This window comes from Moraxella sp. TY6 (genome assembly GCF_048551375.1).
In the GTDB taxonomy this organism is placed as follows: domain Bacteria; phylum Pseudomonadota; class Gammaproteobacteria; order Pseudomonadales; family Moraxellaceae; genus Faucicola.
Window position 1 is genome coordinate 189,932 of the sequence record NZ_JBLYZJ010000001.1, and the last position, 22,014, is coordinate 211,945.

19 protein-coding genes are annotated in these 22,014 nt (G+C 43.6%); 11 read left to right on the forward strand and 8 right to left on the reverse strand.

Annotated features, from left to right (window positions below):
* Positions 1-8: 8 nt before the first annotated feature.
* Positions 9-902 carry an ion transporter gene (locus ACK1U4_RS00910; RefSeq protein ID WP_419399808.1) on the reverse strand — a complete coding sequence of 298 codons (894 nt, stop codon included), beginning with the start codon at positions 900-902 and terminating at the stop codon, positions 9-11.
* Between the two features lie 282 nt (positions 903-1,184).
* Between ACK1U4_RS00910 and ACK1U4_RS00915 the strand changes: the two genes are divergently transcribed.
* From ACK1U4_RS00915 to clpA, 8 genes are all read left to right on the forward strand, one after another.
* Positions 1,185-1,934 (forward strand): YebC/PmpR family DNA-binding transcriptional regulator, encoded by a 750-nt coding sequence (locus ACK1U4_RS00915; protein ID WP_419399809.1) that lies wholly within the window; start codon positions 1,185-1,187, stop codon positions 1,932-1,934.
* A gap of 258 nt (positions 1,935-2,192) precedes the next feature.
* Positions 2,193-3,431: a glutamate 5-kinase gene (proB, locus tag ACK1U4_RS00920; RefSeq protein ID WP_419399810.1), complete on the forward strand. Its 1,239-nt coding sequence runs from the start codon at positions 2,193-2,195 to the stop codon at positions 3,429-3,431.
* 20 nt (positions 3,432-3,451) lie between these two features.
* A complete protein-coding gene (locus tag ACK1U4_RS00925; RefSeq protein WP_419399811.1) occupies positions 3,452-3,964 on the forward strand; it encodes a hypothetical protein in 513 nt (170 codons plus the stop codon).
* A gap of 43 nt (positions 3,965-4,007) precedes the next feature.
* Positions 4,008-5,117 carry a uroporphyrinogen decarboxylase gene (gene hemE / locus ACK1U4_RS00930; RefSeq protein ID WP_419399812.1) on the forward strand — a complete coding sequence of 370 codons (1,110 nt, stop codon included), beginning with the start codon at positions 4,008-4,010 and terminating at the stop codon, positions 5,115-5,117.
* A gap of 9 nt (positions 5,118-5,126) precedes the next feature.
* Positions 5,127-6,200: an N-acetyl-gamma-glutamyl-phosphate reductase gene (gene argC, locus ACK1U4_RS00935; protein ID WP_419399813.1), complete on the forward strand. Its 1,074-nt coding sequence runs from the start codon at positions 5,127-5,129 to the stop codon at positions 6,198-6,200.
* A gap of 184 nt (positions 6,201-6,384) precedes the next feature.
* A complete protein-coding gene (locus ACK1U4_RS00940; protein WP_419399814.1) occupies positions 6,385-7,239 on the forward strand; it encodes a hypothetical protein in 855 nt (284 codons plus the stop codon).
* Between the two features lie 57 nt (positions 7,240-7,296).
* Positions 7,297-7,800 carry an ATP-dependent Clp protease adaptor ClpS gene (locus ACK1U4_RS00945; protein WP_419399815.1) on the forward strand — a complete coding sequence of 168 codons (504 nt, stop codon included), beginning with the start codon at positions 7,297-7,299 and terminating at the stop codon, positions 7,798-7,800.
* Between the two features lie 63 nt (positions 7,801-7,863).
* Entirely contained in the window at positions 7,864-10,245 is a 2,382-nt protein-coding gene (gene clpA, locus ACK1U4_RS00950) for an ATP-dependent Clp protease ATP-binding subunit ClpA (protein WP_419399816.1), read from the forward strand.
* Positions 10,246-10,378: 133 nt separating this feature from the next.
* Here clpA and holA read toward each other — a convergent pair whose 3' ends face one another.
* Genes holA through leuS form a run of 5 tightly spaced genes read right to left on the reverse strand, consistent with a single transcriptional unit; the run spans position 10,379 to position 15,489 of the window.
* Entirely contained in the window at positions 10,379-11,449 is a 1,071-nt protein-coding gene (gene holA, locus ACK1U4_RS00955) for a DNA polymerase III subunit delta (RefSeq protein WP_419399817.1), read from the reverse strand.
* Positions 11,450-11,467: 18 nt separating this feature from the next.
* Positions 11,468-12,046, reverse strand: a complete 579-nt coding sequence (locus ACK1U4_RS00960) for a hypothetical protein (RefSeq protein WP_419399818.1) — start codon at positions 12,044-12,046, stop codon at positions 11,468-11,470.
* A 3-nt stretch (positions 12,047-12,049) separates the two neighbouring features.
* Positions 12,050-12,352 (reverse strand): hypothetical protein, encoded by a 303-nt coding sequence (locus ACK1U4_RS00965; RefSeq protein ID WP_419399819.1) that lies wholly within the window; start codon positions 12,350-12,352, stop codon positions 12,050-12,052.
* 47 nt (positions 12,353-12,399) lie between these two features.
* Positions 12,400-12,849, reverse strand: a complete 450-nt coding sequence (locus ACK1U4_RS00970) for a GNAT family N-acetyltransferase (protein ID WP_419399820.1) — start codon at positions 12,847-12,849, stop codon at positions 12,400-12,402.
* The gene (gene leuS / locus ACK1U4_RS00975; protein ID WP_419399821.1) at positions 12,850-15,489 is read right to left on the reverse strand and encodes a leucine--tRNA ligase; all 2,640 of its coding nucleotides are present in this window, start codon (positions 15,487-15,489) and stop codon (positions 12,850-12,852) included.
* Between the two features lie 271 nt (positions 15,490-15,760).
* On the opposite strand from leuS, the gene ACK1U4_RS00980 reads away from it, so the two are divergent.
* From ACK1U4_RS00980 to ACK1U4_RS00990, 3 genes are all read left to right on the forward strand, one after another.
* Positions 15,761-16,114, forward strand: coding sequence for a Spx/MgsR family RNA polymerase-binding regulatory protein (locus tag ACK1U4_RS00980; RefSeq protein ID WP_419399822.1), 354 nt, complete (start codon positions 15,761-15,763; stop codon positions 16,112-16,114).
* A gap of 142 nt (positions 16,115-16,256) precedes the next feature.
* Positions 16,257-17,012 (forward strand): hypothetical protein, encoded by a 756-nt coding sequence (locus ACK1U4_RS00985; RefSeq protein WP_419399823.1) that lies wholly within the window; start codon positions 16,257-16,259, stop codon positions 17,010-17,012.
* Positions 17,013-17,065: 53 nt separating this feature from the next.
* The gene (locus ACK1U4_RS00990) at positions 17,066-17,704 is read left to right on the forward strand and encodes a hypothetical protein (RefSeq protein WP_419399824.1); all 639 of its coding nucleotides are present in this window, start codon (positions 17,066-17,068) and stop codon (positions 17,702-17,704) included.
* A gap of 87 nt (positions 17,705-17,791) precedes the next feature.
* On the opposite strand, the gene ACK1U4_RS00995 is transcribed toward ACK1U4_RS00990, so the two are convergent.
* Both ACK1U4_RS00995 and ACK1U4_RS01000 read right to left on the reverse strand, forming a co-directional pair.
* Positions 17,792-19,576 carry an acyl-CoA dehydrogenase family protein gene (locus tag ACK1U4_RS00995; protein WP_419399825.1) on the reverse strand — a complete coding sequence of 595 codons (1,785 nt, stop codon included), beginning with the start codon at positions 19,574-19,576 and terminating at the stop codon, positions 17,792-17,794.
* Positions 19,577-19,906: 330 nt separating this feature from the next.
* A complete protein-coding gene (locus tag ACK1U4_RS01000) occupies positions 19,907-21,595 on the reverse strand; it encodes a vWA domain-containing protein (protein WP_419399826.1) in 1,689 nt (562 codons plus the stop codon).
* Positions 21,596-22,014: the final 419 nt, after the last annotated feature.

Genomic DNA, 22,014 nt, shown 5'->3' on the forward strand with positions numbered 1-22,014 from the left:
GCTTAAGTTTAGACGTGCAAATCATAGCCACAACGGTCACAAAAATCCGCCCCAATCGCATGACCAAACTTGCCACAATTGGGGCAACTAATTGGCTGTAATTGTGGACGCATGGTTTTATTGAGTTCTGCGGTAAACAGCCCAGTTGGTACAGCAATAATCGAATAACCCATAATCATTACCAAGGAGGCGATGGTCTGACCCAAAGGGGTTTTGGGTGAAATGTCGCCATAGCCCACGGTCGTCATGGTGACAACCGCCCAATAAATGCTCACAGGAATACTGGTAAACCCATTTTCAGCCCCTTCCACCACATACACCACTGAGCCGAAAATCGTCACCAATGTCAGCACTGACACAAAAAATACAGCGATTTTATGTCGGCTACTGCGTAATGCCATCGCCAAAAAACCTGCTTGTTGCATATATTCTGCCATCTTGAGAATACGAAATATCCGTAAAATCCGCAACACTCGCACCACAATCAATGACTGTACACTGAGAGCCGTCAACACCGTGATATAGGTCGGTAAAATGGATAAAAAATCCACGATACCATAAAAACTAAACAAATATCGTAAACGATTGGGGGCAGAATACAGCCGTAATCCATACTCAATACTAAACAAAATGGTAAAGACCCATTCTAAATAATAAAACAACTGCCCATATTTTAGCTGAAATAACAGCACGCTATCGAGCATCACCACAATCACACTCGCCACAATCGCACACAGCAATATCACATCAAATAACTTACCCATGGGCGTATCTGTCCCATCAATTACCAGATGAATGGCTTGGCGGAGCTGATGAGTAGCGTTGGGTTTTTTGGGATAAGGTTCTAGGTTGTTATCAGCTTTTTGTTTACTGGTCTTTTGATTATTATTTTGAGGTTTCATGGTAAAAGGGTCTACTATGCCACGGTAATACCGCATTATAAAACAGATACTTAGATTTTTGCGGATTTTAATGCAACAAATTTACCTTATTCCCCATCACCCCCTATGCGAAAGCGGTGAGCCTCGTTTATAATATAGCCTCAAAATTTAGCTGTCATTTTAATAGAATTCTTTCCAATTCCCTAACCCTCAGTCGTAGCGTGGGTTACCCACGATATTTTTTGTCAAAAATGGGTATGGAAAAGGTCATTATATTTAATACATTTCAAAAGGAACATGCACATGGCTGGACATTCCAAATGGGCAAATATCAAACACCGTAAAGCCAAACAAGACGCTGCCAAAGGCAAAATTTTTACCAAAATCATCCGTGAGTTGGTTTCGGCTGCCAAACAAGGTGAACCCGACCCAGCGACCAACCCTCGTCTGCGTGCAGCGGTCGAAAAAGCCTATTCAGTCAACATGACCAAAGACACGGTCAAACGTGCGATTGAGCGTGGTGCAGGCGGTGGCGACAATGATAATGTGCAAGAAATCACCTATGAAGGTTACGGCTTGGGCGGTGTGGCAGTGATTGTCGAAACCATGACTGACAACATTAACCGCACCGTGGGCGAAGTGCGTCATGCGTTTGGTAAAAACGGTGGCAACCTTGGTACATCAGGCTCGGTAGCATATTTGTTTAGCAAACGTGGCGAAATTACCTTTGAAGACTTATCGCTTGAAGATAAGCTGATGGAAGTGGCTCTTGAGGCAGGGGCAAGCGACATCGAAAACGATGGTGAAAGCCTACTGGTCATTACCGAACCTGAAAACTTCGGTGAAGTGATGGATGCCTTAGAGAAGGCAGGACTAAAATCTGACAATGCCGAAGTCACCATGTCGCCTTCAACGATGGCAGATATCACCGACATCGAAGATGCCAAAAAAATTATGAAAATGATTGATATGCTTGAAGATTTGGACGATGTACAAGACGTTTATACCAATGTTAACTTTAGCGATGAAGTCATGGCAGAATTGGATGCCTAATTAACCAATGCTATTAATGGCTAGGTTGGGGCTTATCCTTCGACCTAGCCTACATCGGTTTTACTGCTTTTGCAAATTAATCATCAGTCGACTTAGGCGGTCGGCATTGATATTTTTGCCATCAATATTTTTCAATTCGTAACACTATTTTTTATGTACCCATGATGCACAGTTTTTTGTGAAACATAATTTAATGGCTAATTTAAGGCGTAAAATTGCCAGTTATATGGATAAATCCTCTTTATTCAGCATTAAAAAATGTTACAATTATCCTTCCTTGTGAACTGTGAGCCGAGCCAAGTGACTGATTTAACCCTGCCTTTATCCCATCAAACACCTGTTCAAACTAGCACAGAAACTTCTCAATACCCAGTTGAGCCAACAAGCCCGCTTGACCCAAAAACCATTGTGGTCAAAATCGGCTCGTCACTACTCACCAATAATGGCAAGGGGCTAGACCGCACCGCTATCTATGAATGGGCAAAACAAATTGCCAAACTACAAAAGCAAGGCTACCAAATGTTACTGGTATCATCAGGGGCGGTGGCGGAAGGCGTGGTACGAATGAACCTTGACGAACGCCCCAAAAAACTCCAAGCCTTGCAAGCCTGTGCCGCCATCGGACAGATGGGCTTAATCGAAACGTGGTGGCAAGCCTGTATTCAATATGGCGTGCAAACTTCCCAACTATTATTGACCCATGATGACCTTGCCAATCGTCATCGCTATCTCAATGCCACTAGCACCTTACAGCAGTTGATTGAATGGCGTGTATTGCCTGTGGTCAACGAAAATGACACGGTGAGTGTCGATGAAATCAAATTTGGTGATAATGACAGCCTTGGGGCGATGGTGGCGGCGATGGTAAAAGCCGACCTGTATATTATTCTCACCGACCAACAAGGCGTGTTTACCGATAACCCTCGTACCAATCCGAATGCGACTTTGATACAAACCGAGCGAGCGATGGCGGATTATCTATTTGATATCGCAGGCGATGGCGGTAAACTGGGTCGTGGCGGTATGCTCACCAAAATCCGTGCCGCGAGGCTGGCGGCGATGGGCGGTTGTCCGACTGTGATTGTGAGTGGGGCGATTGAGGATGTCATCAGCCGTGTGGTGGCAGGCGAGCGGTTAGGCACGCTTTTGACTACCAATGATGCGGATAAAATGATTGCCAAAAAACAATGGCTCGCTGCCCATCTACGCATGGCAGGGCGGTTGGTGATTGATGATGGGGCGGTGGATGCGATTGTCGATAAGCATAAAAGCCTACTGCCTGTGGGGGTGGTTGAGGTGCAAGGTGATTTTGATGCAGGCGATGTGGTGGAATGTGTCAATGCTGAGGGCGTGAGAATTGCGGTGGGACAGGTGGATTTTTCATCGCATGAGGCGAAACGAATTGCCCAAAAACGCAATAGTGAGATTGAGCAGATTTTAGGGACAGCCGATGAACGAGCCGTGATGATTCATCGAGATAATATGGCTGTTTTGTGATAATTTAAAGTGAGTTAATTATGTTGTCAACCCAAGTCTTTACTCGTAAAAAATACAAAGAAATTTACTACCGCAATAGTTACGGTGTGAGTATTCGTCATGTTTATATGGATTTGAATAATAGAATATTACAGGATGAACTTTTAGAGTTTGATCGAGAGGGTAGGCTTATATCATGTACGGTATTCGGTCCAAATAGCGTTACCGTAGTAGGTCTCAGAAAATATACTTATGATAAAGATGGTGAAGGAAATGGATTTAGTGACTTTCGATTAATAAATGATTCATTGTCGCTAATTTGTAGAGTGGAAAGTTATTGGACTGAGAAAGATAAAATAGCTAGATTTGATTGGTATAATTCAGATAACCAGTTAGTTTATTACGACATTCATAAATTTGCTGAAAATATTGGAGAGATGGTTTGGGAGGCAAGCTTTGATCCCAATGACGAAATGAACTTTTTAAAGAATACCTATTTAGGAAAGTATGACGACAATATAAAAGACGTACTAAAAAGCCAATTGCTAATGTAGCTGATTTGCAGTACCCAACTTATTATATCCAAAGGCAAAATCCATGACCCAAAATTTCCCCCTATTAAAGAACGACCGACTGCTAAAAGCCATCCGCTTTGAACCCATCGACACCACGCCTGTGTGGATGATGCGTCAAGCAGGACGTTACCTACCAGAATACCTCAAAACTCGCAAAGATGCTGGCGACTTTTTAAGCCTGTGCAAAGACACCGACCGAGCGACCGAAGTCACCATTCAGCCGTTTCGCCGTTTTGACCTTGATGCGGCGATTTTGTTTAGCGATATTTTGACTGTGCCAGATGCGTTGGGCTTGGGCTTGTATTTTGAAACGGGCGAAGGCCCTAAGTTTAAACACACCGTCCGCACGATGGCAGATGTGCAAGCTTTGCCAAATGTCAATATGGCAACTGAGCTTGATTATGTGATGAAAGCCGTCACCAGTATTCGTCATGCGTTGGGTGGTAAAGCCCCATTGTTTGGCTTTTCGGGTAGTCCGTGGACGCTTGCCACTTATATGGTCGAAGGTGGTAGCTCAAAGGAGTTTCGCCATACCAAAACCATGCTGTATAGCGACCCTGCGACCTTGCACGCTTTGCTTGCCAAATTGACCGCTTGTGTGGTGGATTATTTATCCGCTCAAATTGAGGCAGGGGCTCAACTGGTACAGATTTTTGACAGTTGGGGTGGGGCGTTGGCTCATCGTCAGTTTGTCGAGTTTTCGCACCATTACAATACCCAAATTATCACCACCTTGAAAGAAAAACACCCTGATATTCCTGTGGTGCTATTTACCAAAGGTGGGGGCTTATGGCTTGATACCCAAGCCCATAGCGGTGCAGATGCGTTGGGGCTGGATTGGACGATGCCGATGGATAAGGCTCGCCAAATTGTGTTTGACCAACAAAAAGAACTCACCAAAATCCATAAAAAACTGCATAAAGGCATTGCGTTACAAGGCAATCTTGACCCCACGACTTTATATGCCAGCCCTGCAGAGATTCGTAAACATACGCATTTGATGCTTGCGGATGCCTATAGTGTGGGTGATAAGACAGGCTATGTGGCGAATTTGGGGCATGGGATTCAGCAATGGGTCAATCCTGACCACGCCAAAGCCTTTATTGATGCGGTGCATGAATTTCAATTATAAGGAACAATTATGTCAAACAAAATTAAAGTCGGCATTGTTGGCGGTACAGGCTATACAGGCGTTGAGCTGATTCGTTTATTAAGCCAACATCCCCAAGCCGAGATTATCATGCTCACTTCTCGTTCCGAGGCAGGCAGACGAGTCGATGATATGTTCCCCAGTTTGCGTGGCGTGTCGGACTTGGTATTTTCTGACCTTGACGTGAATGAGCTTGCCAAATGTGACGTAGTATTTTTTGCCACGCCTCATGGCGTAGCAATGAAACACGCCAAATTTTTGACTGATAATAACACCAAAGTGATTGATTTGGCAGCGGATTTTCGTTTGCAAAACTTAGCAGATTTTAAACAATGGTACGACCTTGAACATGAATGTCCAGATTTATTGGCACAATCAGCCTATGGTATCCCAGAAATTAACCGCCAAAATATCGCTGATACCATGATTGTGGGTAATGCAGGTTGCTACCCAACCACGGCGATTTTAGGTGTTAAACCATTGATTGAACTGCAAAATCAGTATGGCGAAGCCTTAATTGAGCCTTGGATAGTGATTGATGCCAAATCAGGCGTATCTGGGGCAGGTCGTCAAGCCAAAATGAATCTGTTATTTAGCGAAACGTCAGATAATTTCTCAGCGTATGGCGTGGCAGGACATCGCCATTTGCCAGAGATTGAGCAGGGCATTGAACAACTTTTAAATGCCAAAGCCGTACAGACCCATGACATTCGCTTTGTACCGCACCTTGTGCCGATGATTCGTGGGATGTTTACCACCATTCATCTACGCTTGACCCAAGCAGGGCAAGCGGTGGATTGGCAAAAGATTTACGAGCAAGCTTATCAAGATGAATATTTTGTCGATGTATTGCCAAAAGGTCAGTATCCTGACACTCGCAGTGTGCGAGCCAGTAACCGTTTGCGGATAGCGGTGCAAACCTTGGCAAATAGCCCAATGATGACGATTTTGGTGGTGCAAGATAACCTTGTGAAAGGGGCATCTGGGCAAGCGGTGCAAAATATGAACATTTTATTTGGGCTTGATGAAACGTTGGGATTGACCCTTGTGCCTGTCGTGCCTTAATTTTATGCAAATTGGTTTTTATGACAAATTGATGACAATTACCCTGCTATTGGCAAAATTTATTAAAAATTTGCTAAATAAATTTAGCTGTACTCAAGGGCGTTTTTGTTTATAATGGGCAACGCTATATCAATAGCTTACGTCATACCAATTTACTTTTTTATTAATGATGAGCCAGTTTTTTATGGATTTGCCAACAGATAACGTTGATACGCCTGTGTTACCCACCGAAGCCAAACCAAGGTTTCAGCCCAATACCATGTCAGGTATGCTGATGATTTTTGGGGCAAGTTTATTGATGGTGGCTATCATTGCCATTTTGCTAGGGCAACGCATTGGCTACAATCGAGGGCTGAGTTATGCCAATGAGCAAGCCAAAAAAATTGCTCAAGGTGAAGAGATTTCTGCCACCAATATCAAAAACCTAAAACTAAAAGCAGATACGTTACAAACACAACTGGCAACGGCTCAACAAGAGCGTGACATTAGTTTGGCAAATTTAGCCAATTTACGAAATGATATGCAGTTATTGACCACCACCAATTTGCAAGCACAGCAAGAACAGACGTTTTTGACCGCTGCTTTGGCAAAACGTGGCGGTATTCCTTTACAAATTGTTGGGGCGAAAATTGTACCCTTGCCCGAAAATGCGTATGAATATCGTTTTGATGTTGGGATGGTCGACCCATCGAATCAAGAAAAAACTTTGATTCCAAAAATGACTTTGCTCGATGATGTCAATATGGTGGAAGTGCCGTTAGAGCCTAGAAGCTATAAAATTAACGGTATTGCCAGAGTTCGTGGGCGGTTTTTGATGCCTAAAGACTTTCTACCAAAGCAAATTAAAATCGAATTTGCCTCGAATGGGCAGACCTTAGAGCAAGTGTATAATTGGCAGTTGGGTCAACCTGTCGATGATATGCCGTATAGCCTCGAGGAAGTGCCAGAGGCGGATAAACGCCCTGTGGCTTCGGCGGTAGATACGGTGACTGATAAAGTGCCAACTAAAGACATCCCTGCGTCACAAGCCCAGCCTTAATTTTTATTGATTAAATTTATTGTTCGTTTCTCAATGATAGTGCCAATGAACCGTTTTATGCCAAAAGTTGATACCTTGCTGATACCGCAATCAAGTCCAGTTTTTTCTAAACCATCTGTTGCCAAGGCGCTGGTCACGACCACCGCTTTTGATTGGCATTATCCCACCAGTACCCCAGCCTATTCAATTCGTCCTAACGACTTTCACCTTGGTTTTCGTCTTAGTGATAATGCTCCTATTGAGGGGCGACCTGACGGTGAGTATGATGACGATGTGTTATTGGCTGACCCAGAACTCAAAAAACCCCAACCTTATGCCGTGGTGATGTATAACGATGATTATACGCCGATGGAATTTGTGGTCGCTGTGTTACAAACACATTTTAAACATGGTTTGGATGATGCCACTGGCATTATGCTAGCGATTCACCACGAAGGTAAGGGCATCGCAGGGGTGTATCCCAAAGATATTGCCGAAACCAAAGCCCAAATCGTCAATCGTGAGGCTCGATTAGCGGGGTTTCCTTTGCTGACCCAAATCGAACCGCAACCGACTGCCTAGCTATTTTTAAAACAATAAGTACCTATGTGTCGGCTCAGTTTGGCAGAATGATAAGGAAAGTTTATGTTAAGTTTACAATTACAAGTCACCCTGCGTTTAGTGGTGGAATTGGCAAAAAAGCGTTCACATGAGTATCTAACGGTTGAACATTTATTAATTGCGTTATTAGAAAATGATACCGCAGTCGAGGCATTGGTGGCGTGTGCGGTGAATGTTGAGCAGTTGGCACAAGATTTGACTGTCTATATTGATGAACATACGCCCACGGTCAATGAAAAAGATGATTATTCACCACAGCCAACTCGCAGTTTCGACCGTATTTTACAACGTGCGATTTTTCATGTGCAATCCGTTGCCAATACCCGCCTTGTTGAAGGTTCGGATTTATTGGTGTCGATGTTTTCAGAGCATGATACCTATGCGGTTTATCTGCTTAAAAAGCAAGGGATGACACGTTTGGAGTTGACCCAATATTTATCGCATGGTCAAGATAAAACCCCAAAAAACAAACCCACCGAAACCGCAGGTGAAGAAGATAGTGGTAGCCGTCCAAGCAAAGACCCGTTAAGCGAATATACCGTCAATCTCAACCAAAAAGCCGCCAAAGGCAATACTGACCCCTTGATTGGTCGTCAAGCCGAAATCGAACGTACCGCCCAAATTTTATGCCGCCGCCGTAAAAATAACCCATTATTGGTGGGTGATCCGGGGGTTGGTAAAACTTCGATTGCTGAGGGGCTGGCGTGGCTGATTATCAATAATAAAGCCCCAAAACCGCTACAAGGTTGCGTGGTGTATAGCTTGGATATTGGGGCGTTGGTGGCAGGCACAAAGTACCGTGGCGACTTTGAAAAACGCATGAAAGTGTTGCTCGATGCCCTAAAAGCCAAACCCAATGCAATTTTATTTATTGATGAAATTCATATGATTATTGGGGCAGGCTCGTCCATGAGTAGTAATATGGACGTGTCGAATTTGCTCAAACCTGCCCTTGCCAGTGGTGAGCTTCGTTGTATTGGCTCAACGACTTTTACTGAATATCGACAAGTATTTGAAAAAGACCATGCGTTAAGTCGCCGTTTCCAAAAAGTCGATGTCAATGAGCCGAGTATTGAGGATAGCATTGAAATCTTGCGTGGGCTGAAGTCACAATATGAAGCGTTTCACCAAGTCAGTTATACCGATGAGGCTCTAAAAACTGCCGTACATTTGGCTGTTAAACATATCCATGAGCGTTTTTTGCCCGATAAAGCCATTGATGTCATTGATGAAGCTGGGGCATTTATCCGTTTACAACGCAATGATGATACTAAAGCAACCGAATCGCAACAACATGACAGCAAACAACAGGGTATTAAAACCACCTCCAGTCAAACTTTGTCCCCAGAAGCGGTATCTATAGACAAAGCACCCACACCGCAGACCTTGATTGATGTGCCTCAAATTGAGCATATTGTTGCCAAAATTGCTCGTATTCCACCAAAATCGGTGTCAAGCGATGATAAAGCGACCTTAAAAGATTTGGAAACCAATCTCAAGCATTTGGTATTTGGGCAGGATGAAGCCATCAAAACCCTTGCCGATGCTATCAAGCTGTCACGAGCAGGGCTAAAGCCTGATGATAAGCCAATTGGTTCATTTATGTTGGCAGGCCCAACAGGCGTGGGTAAAACCGAGGTTAGTCGCCAACTTGCCAATCTATTGGGCATTGAGTTGATACGCTTTGATATGTCCGAATATATGGAAGCCCACACCGCTTCACGTTTGATTGGGGCTCCTCCAGGGTATGTCGGCTTTGACCAAGGCGGATTATTGACCGAAAAAATCAACCAATTTCCGTATTGTGTGCTACTACTGGACGAAATCGAAAAAGCCCATCCAGACGTGTTTAACCTACTATTACAAGTCATGGATCATGGTTCATTGACCGATAATAACGGACGCACTTCGAGTTTTAAACAGGTGATTTTGATTATGACCACCAACGTGGGGGCGGATAGCATCAGCCGTAATAGCATGGGCTTTACCACCCAAGACCACAGCCGTGATAATGGTGAGGCGATGAAGCGGATGTTTACCCCAGAGTTTCGCAATCGTCTTGATGCGATTATCCAGTTTAACCCATTGGATAAAAACGTCATCGTATCTGTGGTGGATAAATTCTTGGTCGAACTGCAAGCCCAACTCGATGATAAAAAAGTCGTACTAGAAATTGACCATGACGTGCGTGAGTATTTGGCAGAAAAAGGCTACGACCGCCTGATGGGAGCAAGACCGATGAGCCGTCTGATTCAAGATGAAATCAAAAAGCCATTGGCAGAGATGATTTTATTTGGTGAATTGGTTGATGGGGGTGTGGTATCCGTGCGAATGAATGCCGAAAAAGATGCCTTGACCCTTGTTGCGGAGAGCAATACATCCACAGAACAAGTAGAAAATGTTTAATAAGTAGGTGAACAATTTTAAATTATAAAAAAACCGTTCGTGGTGAGCCTGTCGAACCATAACGGTTTTCCTACCCTTCGACAAGCTCAGGGCGAACGGAAAACCATATTTAATTTTGTTCACTTACTTATAGTCATTTAAATTGGCAATAAGACAGATTTTGTAGGGGCGTATTGTATACGCCCAATATTTGTTGATAAAACAACCTCACCCCAGCCAACGCCAATGCCGTTTGGTAAAGCAATTCCCAAGCAGGGGTTTGGCTCAAGCCTTTGATGGCACGGTCACAATCATATAGCAAATTCGCCCAATCGTGCGTAGTTTGTGGCGTATGTCGCCGAACCGCTTGATTATATAAGCCTTGCTTACTTGACCAAATCCCCAAACTCTGAAAACTTGCCCCAGTCAGCAAGCTTTGCACATTTCGCATATCTTTGGCAATCACCCATAACACAAGGCTTTCGGGTTCTTCAGCGTGTTTGAGGGCTTGTAAAATCGTCACGACCTTTGCCACATCGCCCATCAGCATCGCATCGGATAAATCAAAGGTAGTAAAGTGCGATTGATTGACCAAGCCATCTTGTAGTTGCTGGGTGTCAATTCTTACCAAGGCTTGATTGGGCGTAGGGGCGTATAGATAGGACAATCGCCATAAAGTTTGATAGGCGGTGAGCAAGTTGTTTTGGGTTTGAGCCATCAGCATTTGCCATGCTTCGGTATGCAAATCAATGCCAAAATCTTGGGCGTGTTGCTTGAGTAAGGCTTCTCGTTGACTTTCTTGATATAAGTGACAATCCACCACTTGACCATGTTTGTCACATAACTGGAAAAAAGCTGACGTTTGAGCTTTTTTGTCATATTTATCACTGATGATAATTAGACAGTTGGTGGGATTTTGGGTGGCAAAGTCTTGCAGTTGAGCAAGACTGTCTTTGTCGGGCTTGTGGTTGCCTTGGGCGATGATGACCTTGCTATCATCAAATAGCGATAGGCTATTGAGTTCTGCCAAAACCTCTTGCCAAGACTTTGCCGACACGATATCCATGCGTTGTACCGCCATGCCATGTGCTTGCCATTGCGGTTGTAAGCGTTCAATCAGCCATTGAGCCAACAAGTCTTCATCACCATGCAATAACCAAAGCCCTGTCGCAGGGTGGGACAGGGTTTTGGCATGGTTAAAGGCGGTCAAAAAAGCGTGGTTCATTTGGTATTTTGACAAATGCTATTTTGGCAAGTTTAAAGCGACATATTGGTCAGCGATACGTTGAGCAAGATTGTCATATAACCAAACTTTAATCTGCTCGGATTGCGGATTATCTGTGGCAACCGTGGCTTGGTCGTATTGATAGCTACGTTGTACTTGAATGTTATTGGTAATATTCTTGGGGTTGCCTGTGCTATCCTTGATTTGATAGCTGACATCTGCCGACATCACCATGCGAATTTCGGTCAAAATCCCACGCAAACGGTAAGTTTGCAAACGGATATTTTTGACTTGAATATAGGGTGTGCTAAGGGTGGTAGCGGTTGGGGTGTTTTTGGGTTTAAGTGGGTCAACTGGGGCGGTGTCGTGGGTTTTAATCGACAGTTGGTCAAATTGCTTTATCAAGGCATTTTTGACGGCGATATCTTCCACGCTATTACCAAATGCCAGTTGGGTCACAGGTCGCTGTTGCGTTTGGCTTGTGCCAGTTTGAGAGGTATTTTGATAGCCACGCAACGCAAAACCGCAAGCGGTCAATTGACTCAAACAAAGTGTGGGTACGACCACGGCAAGTAATATTTTTTTCATATTATTCATAGTTTATCCCATCATTAGGTTAGCACCGTAGCGAATGCCATAGCCCACGGCATAAATCAGCCCTGCCATGATGACGGCAGAAATCACGCTAGCGACATTGCGTATCATCGGTGGGGCGATACTGGTTTGGGTGGTGTCGGCGTTTTGGGCTTGAAGCTGTTGTTCGGCTTTAAGGTATTGTAGGCGGACAAGGGTGTGCAGTACGGCAAACACGATGACAACCGCCCAATGTAGCCATAATAAACCTGCGATAAGGTTAAGGGCTAATAAGATATTGCCGATAAGGTTGATGGTTTTTAGTTTCATTGTTTTTTCTCGCAATCAAATTAGATTGAGTTGCAATTTTTACGCCATTATTCAATATTATAACGGTATTGAATAAAATCCATTTTTTTTGCCACTTTATCATATAACCGTTGAGCTGTGATATTGGTTTTATTCGTCACCCAATACACACGGTTACAGTCTTTTTGTTTGGCAAAATCATAAACAAATTCAATTAATTGCCGACCAACGCCTTTCCCTCGAACGCTATCGCTAACGTATAAATCCTCAAGATAACAGCAATCTGTCGTGTTCCATGTATTAGGGTGCAACACGACATGGACAAATCCCACCAACGCATTATGATGCCAAGCCCCAAAGCCAAAAATTGGGCTATGTTCGTCAATAATACGTTGCCAAGTGCTGTCAATGGTGGTTTGTGGCAAAGTTGTTTGGTAAAAATCCAAATAACCTTGCCATAAAACTAGCCATGCTTGTTTGTCTTGAGCCTTAAGGGGCTTAATATTAAAGTGGTGCATTTAACCTTTCACGACAATATTAACGAGTTTATTCGGCACAACGATTTCTTTCACGATATCGCCTGTCAAGAATTTCGCCACGCTTTCAATTTTCTTGGCTTCGGCTTTTAACATTTCCGCATCGCTATTTGGAGCGACTTCCATCTCACCACGGTTTTTGCCATTTACCTGCACCACCATCGTAATGGTATCTTGCACTAATGCCGATTTATCCACGCTTGGATAGGCAAGTTCTAGCGGATTTAAGCCCAAGTTTTCTAGTAACACTTCCGCCATGTGCGGGGCGTACATCGCAAGCAAAGTCAGCAAATTCACCACTGATTCATTCGCCACTGCCAAATCACTATCATTAACCACTTTAAAATTGGTCAATTCATTGGCAAGTTCCATCAAGGCAGACACAGGCGTGTTCAATGCCAAACGCTTGCCCAAATCATCATCCAATTTAGCAATGGTTTCATGGGTTTTACGGCGTAAGTTTTTAGCCTCTTTTGATAGATTTTCGGTAGTTACTGCCAAATCTTTAGCGTTTAAACCTTTGGCTTTTAAGGTTTCGCCATGTTCGACCGCATAACGCCATACTTTTTTCAAGAAGTTAAATGGACCTTTTAAGCCATCATCAATCCACTCAAGCGTTTGGTCGGCAGGGGCAGTAAACATGGTGTAAAGTCGCACCGTGTCCGCACCGTACTCGTCAATGGTGGCTTGTGGGTCGATACCGTTGTTTTTGGATTTTGACATTTTTTCGATTTTGCCAATCGTCACAGGTTGTCCATCGGCTTTGAGTTTGGCAGAAATTGGCTGACCTTTGTCATTAAATTCTAGTTCAACTTCATCTGGGAAGTAGTACGTTTTGCTACCGTCTTCATTTTCACGCAAGAACGTCCCTGCCAACACCATGCCTTGAGTAAGCAAGTTGGCAAACGGCTCATCGCCACTGACCAAGCCTTCATCACGCATGAGTTTGTGGAAAAAGCGAGCGTAAAGCAAGTGCATGACAGCGTGTTCGACACCGCCGATATATTGGTCAACAGGTAGCCATTTATCGACCGCCCCTTTTTCGACCATACCACCTGTAAAGTCAGGCGAGGCAAAGCGTGCTTGATACCAACTTGACTCAACAAAGGTATCAAAAGTATCAGTTTCACGTTTGGCAGGCGAGCCACATTGCGGACACGCCACATCGGTAAATGACGATAAACTATTTAGCGGATTACCACGACCATCAGGCACGACATCAGTCGGCAATACTACAGGCAAATCGCTCTCTGGCACAGGCACAGTGCCACAATGCTCGCAGTTAATCACAGGAATCGGACAGCCCCAATAACGCTGGCGTGACACACCCCAATCACGCAAACGGTAATTAATGGTCTTGTTGGCAAGTCCTTTTGGCTCTAATTCGTCCAAAATCGCTTGGAATGACTCGGAAAAGTTTTTGCCATTTAGCTTGTCAGAATTAATGCCCACGCCATTTTGTTTGTCGCCATACCAGTCTTGCCAAGTGCTTGGGTCAAACTCTTGCCCTTGTACGTCAATCACTTGTTTAATCGGCAAGCCATATTTATTAGCAAATTCAAAATCACGCTCATCATGCGCAGGTACAGCCATCACCGCACCTGAGCCGTAGCTCATCAACACATAATTGGCGACCCAAACAGGGATACTTTCGCCTGTTAATGGATGCGTGACGGTCAAACCTGTGTCCATACCCAATTTTTCGGCTTTGGCAATGTCTGCCTCGGCAACCGAGCCTTTTTTGATATCAGCAATAAAATCTTTCAAGGCAGGGTTGTTTTGACTGGCGTATTGAGCAAGCGGGTGTTCACCTGCCACCGACACATAAGTCACGCCCATTAAGGTATCTGGACGAGTGGTAAATACGTCTAGGGTTTTTTGCTCACCGTCAAGCGTGTAGGGGAAATGCAACTCCATCCCCTCCGAACGCCCAATCCAGTTGCGTTGCATGGTGATGACTTGCTGAGGCCAATGCCCCTCAAGCTTGTCCAAATCATCCAATAACGCTTGAGCGTAATCGGTGATTTTAAAGTAGTACATGGGGATTTCACGTTTTTCGACCAACGCCCCAGACCGCCATCCACGACCATCCACCACTTGCTCATTGGCAAGTACGGTATTATCAATCGGGTCCCAGTTTACGGTTGATAATTTTTTATACACCAAGCCTTTTTTGTAAAGTTGCAAAAATAACCACTGCTCCCAACGGTAATACTCTGGCGTACAAGTGGCAAATTCTCGTGACCAATCAATCGACAAGCCCAATGACTTCAACTGTCCACGCATATTGTCGATATTGGCAAACGTCCAAGTCGCAGGGGCGACACCGTTAGCGATAGCGGCGTTTTCGGCAGGCAAGCCAAACGCATCCCAGCCCATCGGTTGCATGACTTCATAGCCTTTTAAGCGGTAATAACGGCTTAATACGTCCGAAATCGTGTAGTTGCGAACGTGACCCATGTGCAATTTTCCACTCGGGTAGGGGAACATGGATAGCATATAGCGGGCAGGTTTGTCGCTTTTGGCGTTATTGACTTGGTAGCGGTTGTCTTGTTCCCAGCGTTGTTGTTGGGCGGTTTCGATGTTTTGGGGTTGGTATTGGGAAGTGATGTTTTGGCTCATGGTGCTTGGCTCGTTGTAACTAATTAATTGTAAATAGGCTTATCCGTTGGATAAAATTTGGTTAATCATATTAAACCCAATAAATATCGTATTATAGGGGCTTATTGCATAAGCCCAATATTTGAAATCTCAAAAAGGGCGTAAGCATTACGCCCCTACGACTTTGACTTTTGGATTTGATATGAGTTGGCTAATATTAGCGGTTTTAAGACCCTATAGAATAGCGTAAAATGGGGGAAATTGCGACAAATAAACGAAAGGAGTTTTAACAATGCAAATTAAAATTTACGGCATTAAAAACTGTAGCACGATGAAAAAAGCCTTTGACAAACTCACCGCATTAGGACTTGACTACGAATTTTTTGACTACAAAAAACAAGCCATTGACCATGCCACACTCAGCGATTGGGTCGAAACAGTCGGTATCGACAAAATCATGAATAGCAAAGGCACAACCTTCCGCAACCTCACCGATGAGCAGAAAACCCAAGCCAAAGCCGACACCGATTTTGCCATCACCCTCATGACAGAAAAGCCCAGTATCATCAAACGCCCAGTTGTGGTAACTCAAACAGGGGATATCATCGTGGGATTTGACGAACAGGCGTTTGAGCAATTAAGCTAAGTCAATTGATATAAATGTGCTACAAATCATAACAAAACACAAAAAATCTTTATAATATAGCAAGCTTTAATGCTATCTTTATCACATTTGTATTATAATAACGGTGTTTTTTTGTTCAAAAATACCATGTGAGGGATATCCAGTGAAGTATTTATTCATTGCTATTATCATAGGATTTGTTGGATTACTGGGGTTCAACTGGGTAATCAGTAGCAAGCGAGCATCCTCGGAGGGGCTGTCTGCACAGGAAAGTGCTGATAGCTCACCGATTGCTCAACGAGAACAGGTGCTAAATAGCTTAGTATTAGTCCGAGCCATTAAGCAAGGTGATGATAAGTTATTTCAACAGCTACAAGCAGAAACCAACGGCACTCAACAAGCAGATGCTAATCAAATTGCCAATCATAGCATGTTAAAGTATCGCTTGAATGCACTATTAAAAAACGATGTCAGTGATGAAGGGCAACGCAAATGGGCGGAAGCCTATCTACAGCAAATTCGTGATGCTAAATTAGAAGGTAGTTGTAATACGTTTGCGTTTCCAAGTAATGATGACACTGACCCCAAAAAGGTACAAGATTTATTGAGTAGCTCGACACAACATAAATCTGAGCAAGCATTGGCATTTGCCTTGGCTGATAAAACAGGTAGCAAAACTAACATTGATTCATTAGACAGCAGTGTGTATTGGTCGCCATTTGTGACCAAGCTACAGGAAAAATTTGGTGATGACGTGTCATTACTCAATGGCTCTGGTGAGGCAACCAGTCAAGATAAAAATCGACCTTGTGACGTGGTCATCGGTACAATGGAAACCTTACTTTCAATGCCCGACAATATTCGTACACCTGCCTTGCGTAAGTTTATGCAAGGTCGTGATACCGTGGTTATTTTTTAAAGGAATGAATGCAATCAATGAATTATTGATTGAGAAGGATGAAGGACGAAAGAATGACGTATTTTGTTAAACCTATCTCTGTTGCCATGTTCTCGCTGGCTATCACGACACTGACAGGCTGTGGGCAAGAAACACACGCCCCTAGAAAAGGAGAGTTTGGAGAAACGATGGTGAATGCCATTCGGTTGACCAGTGATGAAGTCAAAAACTTTAATAATGCCCCACAAAAAGCCACTTTTATGGATAGCAAGGTCAGTTTAAATATTGGTTTTGAGGGAGAAAATGAGAAAAATCCCTATCGTTATGTCGCTATCTTACGTGGAAAAGCCGTATCACAAGGTGAAGTTGAAGTAAAATTAATGGGTGGGGCTCAAAATGAAATGTCAAATGGTTTTAAACCTGAAATGATTTTGGAAGATGACACCAAAAGCTATGATGCAGGCGAAAAAGTGTTATTACTTGTACCATCAGAACCTTTTTCGGTTGCCAATAATCCCCAAGCAGGGAAAGAATATTTGATGAATGCCTTATTAACTGAAAAGACCAATTTTGAAGCAGAAGAGATTGAAGTGCAAATTTGGCAAGGTAAAGGCAGTAAACGCTCGTGGTTGGCTTACCTTGGGTTTTTGGCGATTGTATTGAGTGCATTGTTGGGCGTATACCGCTTGGCGACAGGATTGAAATTAAAATAATTGGGGATGTTAATATTATCCTACCAAATCTAAAATAATAGGGGCGTATTCAATACGCCCCTACAACTTTCAATTTTGGGTTTGGTATTACGCAATACTCTCTGCAAAGTAGCTTGCATCAAATGCAGTAATTGGTTTGCTAGTGGCTTTTACCATCGCTATATGAGCGTCTAGGCGTGGCAACATACGACCAATATAGTAGTCGGCAAGTTTAGCTTTATTGGCATAGAAGTCGCCCTCTTTACCATTTGACGCTTCGACCATCAGACCAAACATATACGCAAAGCTAACAAAACCAAAGGCTTGTAAATAGTCTACTGCACAGCCATTGATTTCATCTTTGCTCGTGCTGGCATCAGCGATAACGGCTTTGGTCAAGTCTTCCAGTTTATCGGCAGAAGTCAAAATCGCTTGTTTGATAGCGTGTTCAGCTTGCATATTGTTGGCAAAATCACGCATTTCTTGTAGATAAGTAGCAACGAATGCACCGCCATTTTTCACCACTTTACGACCCAATAAGTCAAGGGCTTGGATACCGTTTGTGCCTTCATAGATTTGGGCGATACGAGTGTCACGCACGATTTGTTCCATGCCCCATTCACGGATATAGCCATGACCACCAAAACATTGTTGGGCATCAATCGAAGCTTCCAAACCACGATCCGTCAAGAAGGCTTTGGCAACTGGAGTCAACAAGGCAACACGGTCATTTGCCAGTTTTTTGGCTTCGCTATCATCGCTGTATTTATAGGTGTCAAGCTGTTTGGCGACATACATAGCAAAGCAACGTGAGGCTTCGCTGATGGTCTTGGCATTCAATAGCATACGTTTGACATCGGCATGATGTACGATGGGGTCAGCAGGTTTGCTTGGCTCTTTGACACCGCTATCGGCACGACCTTGCACACGGTCAGTGGTATAGGCAACGGCATTTTGGTAAGCCAACTCTGCACCGCCAATCCCTTGTAAGCCCATGGTCAAACGCTCGTAGTTCATCATAATAAACATTGAGGCAAGACCTGTGTTTTCAGCACCCACCATAAAGCCTTTTGCACCGTCAAAGTTTAGTACACAAGTGGCTGAGGCTTTGATGCCCATTTTATGCTCGATAGAGCCACAAGTCACGGCATTACGCTCACCGACTGAACCATCAGCATTGACATGAAATTTTGGTACGATAAATAGCGAAATCCCTTTTGAACCTTCTGGGGCGTTTGGTGTTTTGGCAAGTACAAGGTGAATGATGTTTTCAGCTAAATCATGCTCACCAGCAGTGATAAAGATTTTGCTACCTGTGATACTATAGCTACCGTCTTCATTTGGCACGGCTTTAGTTTTGATAATCCCTAAGTCCGTCCCTGCATGGGCTTCAGTCAAGCACATTGTACCAGTCCATTCACCTGAGTAGATTTTTTCAAGATAGGTATTTTTTTGCTCTTCTGACCCTGCGTTGTAGATACACATACACGCACCACCAGATAGGTTAGGGTAAAGGGCAAAAGATTGGTTGGCGGTAAACATCATTTCTTCGGCAAGCATGGTGACCATTTTTGGCATACCTTGACCGCCATGATTGGGGTCGCCGCCCAAGCCAATCCAACCACCTTCACCATAAGATTGGAACGCTTCTTTAAAGCCTGCTGGGGTCGCAACTTTACCATCGCCTAGGTATTGAGCGGCTTCTTCATCGCCTGTACGGTTGATGGGTAATAGGGTGTTTTTGGCAAATTTTGCCATTTCTTCCAAAATCATGTTGACCGTGTCGCTATCAACATGAGCCAATTGGTCGTTTTGTTGCCAAAAATTTTCGGCATTAAATACATCATTTAAAATAAACTTCATGTCTTGAATGGGGGCATTATAAATCGGCATCGTGTGTCCTTATCATTTGTTGGTTAAAAAAGTAAAATTATCAAAAACATACACTAATGACAAACCCAGTATCTACCTTGTGGTTAGGTCTTATGGTATCAGCCTTTTGTTTAAAAAAAATGTCAATAAAGGCGGATACAAAAGACATTGGATTGCTGTGTTCACAAGAATGACGGTAAGATTTTGGGTTTGATACAAAATCTGATTATTCTAGCATTGAATGCCCAGTATGGCTATGACTTATGGGTCATTTCTTGGCACTTGCCAACACCCATATCGTGGGTAATGCTTATGCTTTGTCTTAATTTTGCAACGATGTCACGATACCTATTATTTGCCTGCCAAGCTATCCGCCAATCCCACCAATTTAATAAACTCTGAGCGAGTACCTTGTGGGTCGTTGCCTTTATTGGCTTGGGCAAGTTTTAGCGTGTCACTAAATTGCCAATTGCCGACATATTTGCTTTGGCTTAACAACTCCCCAAACCCTGCCACCGACATGGCAAATTGTAAATCACTGGATGGCTTGTTCACTTGGGTGCTAATGGGCAGTTCGAGCAGTTGCGACTGTGTACCATTAGGGGCTTTATAGCGAAGTTTAAGATAGCCCAATTCGTTATTTTTGCCTGTTAATTTTTTGGTGTCAGCTTGTTTATTGTCAACTTGATAACGGCGTTCATCCATCGCCCCTTGTTGACCCACAGGGGTGATTTCAAACAGAGCAACCACGGCTTTTCCTGCCCCCAAATCCCCTGCATCCACTTTATCATTGTTAAAATCTTCGGTGGCAAGCACACGGTTTTCATAGCCAATCAATCGCCATTCTTTGACAGTGTTGGGGTTAAATTCGACTTGTACTTTGACATCTTTGGCAACTGTGTTAAAGGTGGCGGACATTTCATCGACAAGGGCTTTTTTCGCCTCGCCCAAGCTATCGATATAGCTGTAGTTGCCGTTACCGTGGTCGGCGACTTGTTCCATCATGTGTTCGTTGTAGTTGCCTTGCCCAAAGCCAAAGGTCGACAGCGACACGCCACTGTCACGCTCACGGCGGATAAGGTCTAGCATTTGGTCAGTGTCTGACACGCCCACATTAAAATCACCATCGGTCATCAACAAAATCCGATTAATGCCGTTTTTGTTAAAATTGGCACGAGCTTGCTGGTATGCCAGTTTGATAGCATCTTCGCCATTGGTTGAGCCGTTGGCATTGAGTTGTTCGATGGCGGTTAGGATTTTGTCTTTTTGGTCGCCTTTGGTGGCAGGTAGGGCAATTTCGGTGCTACCAGAATAGGTCACAAGGCTGATGGTATCTTGGGGGCGAAGCTGTTTGGTCAGCATTTTGAGGCTAGATTTGACCAATGGCAGTTTATTTTCTTCATCCATCGACCCTGACACATCGACCAAAAACACCAAATTAGCAGGTGGCAAGGCTTGATTGGTTTTCACATTGTCATCTTGGGCTTTGATGGCGACTTTAATCAGACGATTGGTCGATTTCCAAGGGGCTTGTACGGTTTCGGTATCCACCAAAAATGGGGCGTTATTAAGGCGTTTAGCTTGGCTAAAGTCGTAATTAAAATAGTTAATCAACTCTTCAATACGCACGGCATCAGTCGGTGGTAATTGCCCTTGATTTAAAAAACGTCTGACATTGGCATAACTGCCTGTATCAGTGTCAATGCTAAAGGTAGCGATGGCATCAGTGGCAGTTTGGTGAATTGGATTGGGTTTTTTATCTTGATAATTTTCACGATTTTCGGCTTTTGGTGGCATCACGATATTGGGGTTAACACTGCGTTTCATTTGCATATCTGCCGATTGCATCATGGCAGGATAAGAGGCTGATTGAGCATTGGCATTCATTGGAGCAGGGGCAACAATCACTGGGCTTGGCATCTCGGCACTTTCTTTTGACGCTTTGCTACAGCCTGTCATTAATAGACTGGTGCTGATGGCGACAGTCAAAACGCTAAGGGATAACAGATGGTTTTTAGTATTGTGGGATGAAAATGACATGGCAATATTCCTTTTTATGACTTATTTAGAGGCATGAGTAAATGGACAAAATTATATATAGTTTTCCGTTCGCCCTGAGCCTGTCGAAGGGTAGCGGAAAACCGTTATGGTTCGACAAGCTCACCACGAACGGTTTTTATAACTTAATATTGTCCACCTACTTAAAAATTTTAGATGTGAAAAAGATATCTTTAGCTAAGATAACAGTATTTTAAAGCTCGGTTAAGTAAAAATTTGTAAGTAAAAACCTCGAATTTGCCAAAAATTATTCGATAAAATCTATAGCTAAAACTTATGAAATATCATACTATTGTCAAAATCTAGGTTTAATATCATTTAACAATAGGATTAGGACTTACGCATTTAACCAAATCGTAGGTTGGGTAGAGCTTGCGATACCCAACAATTTAAATGGTTTA

What these genes read in the sequence shown, in the direction of transcription:
- ACK1U4_RS00940 (WP_419399814.1), top strand. Translation starts at nt 6,385, where the DNA reads ATGGATTTGCCAACAGATAACGTTGATACGCCTGTGTTACCCACCGAA.
- hemE (WP_419399812.1), top strand. Translation starts at nt 4,008, where the DNA reads ATGACCCAAAATTTCCCCCTATTAAAGAACGACCGACTGCTAAAAGCC.
- ACK1U4_RS00990 (WP_419399824.1), top strand. Translation starts at nt 17,066, where the DNA reads ATGACGTATTTTGTTAAACCTATCTCTGTTGCCATGTTCTCGCTGGCT.
- proB (WP_419399810.1), top strand. Translation starts at nt 2,193, where the DNA reads ATGTTACAATTATCCTTCCTTGTGAACTGTGAGCCGAGCCAAGTGACT.
- ACK1U4_RS00960 (WP_419399818.1), bottom strand. Translation starts at nt 12,046, where the DNA reads ATGAATAATATGAAAAAAATATTACTTGCCGTGGTCGTACCCACACTT.
- ACK1U4_RS01000 (WP_419399826.1), bottom strand. Translation starts at nt 21,595, where the DNA reads ATGTCATTTTCATCCCACAATACTAAAAACCATCTGTTATCCCTTAGC.
- ACK1U4_RS00965 (WP_419399819.1), bottom strand. Translation starts at nt 12,352, where the DNA reads ATGAAACTAAAAACCATCAACCTTATCGGCAATATCTTATTAGCCCTT.
- ACK1U4_RS00980 (WP_419399822.1), top strand. Translation starts at nt 15,761, where the DNA reads ATGCAAATTAAAATTTACGGCATTAAAAACTGTAGCACGATGAAAAAA.
- argC (WP_419399813.1), top strand. Translation starts at nt 5,127, where the DNA reads ATGTCAAACAAAATTAAAGTCGGCATTGTTGGCGGTACAGGCTATACA.
- clpA (WP_419399816.1), top strand. Translation starts at nt 7,864, where the DNA reads ATGTTAAGTTTACAATTACAAGTCACCCTGCGTTTAGTGGTGGAATTG.
- ACK1U4_RS00945 (WP_419399815.1), top strand. Translation starts at nt 7,297, where the DNA reads ATGCCAAAAGTTGATACCTTGCTGATACCGCAATCAAGTCCAGTTTTT.
- ACK1U4_RS00970 (WP_419399820.1), bottom strand. Translation starts at nt 12,849, where the DNA reads ATGCACCACTTTAATATTAAGCCCCTTAAGGCTCAAGACAAACAAGCA.
- leuS (WP_419399821.1), bottom strand. Translation starts at nt 15,489, where the DNA reads ATGAGCCAAAACATCACTTCCCAATACCAACCCCAAAACATCGAAACC.
- ACK1U4_RS00925 (WP_419399811.1), top strand. Translation starts at nt 3,452, where the DNA reads ATGTTGTCAACCCAAGTCTTTACTCGTAAAAAATACAAAGAAATTTAC.
- ACK1U4_RS00995 (WP_419399825.1), bottom strand. Translation starts at nt 19,576, where the DNA reads ATGCCGATTTATAATGCCCCCATTCAAGACATGAAGTTTATTTTAAAT.
- ACK1U4_RS00910 (WP_419399808.1), bottom strand. Translation starts at nt 902, where the DNA reads ATGAAACCTCAAAATAATAATCAAAAGACCAGTAAACAAAAAGCTGAT.
- ACK1U4_RS00915 (WP_419399809.1), top strand. Translation starts at nt 1,185, where the DNA reads ATGGCTGGACATTCCAAATGGGCAAATATCAAACACCGTAAAGCCAAA.
- holA (WP_419399817.1), bottom strand. Translation starts at nt 11,449, where the DNA reads ATGAACCACGCTTTTTTGACCGCCTTTAACCATGCCAAAACCCTGTCC.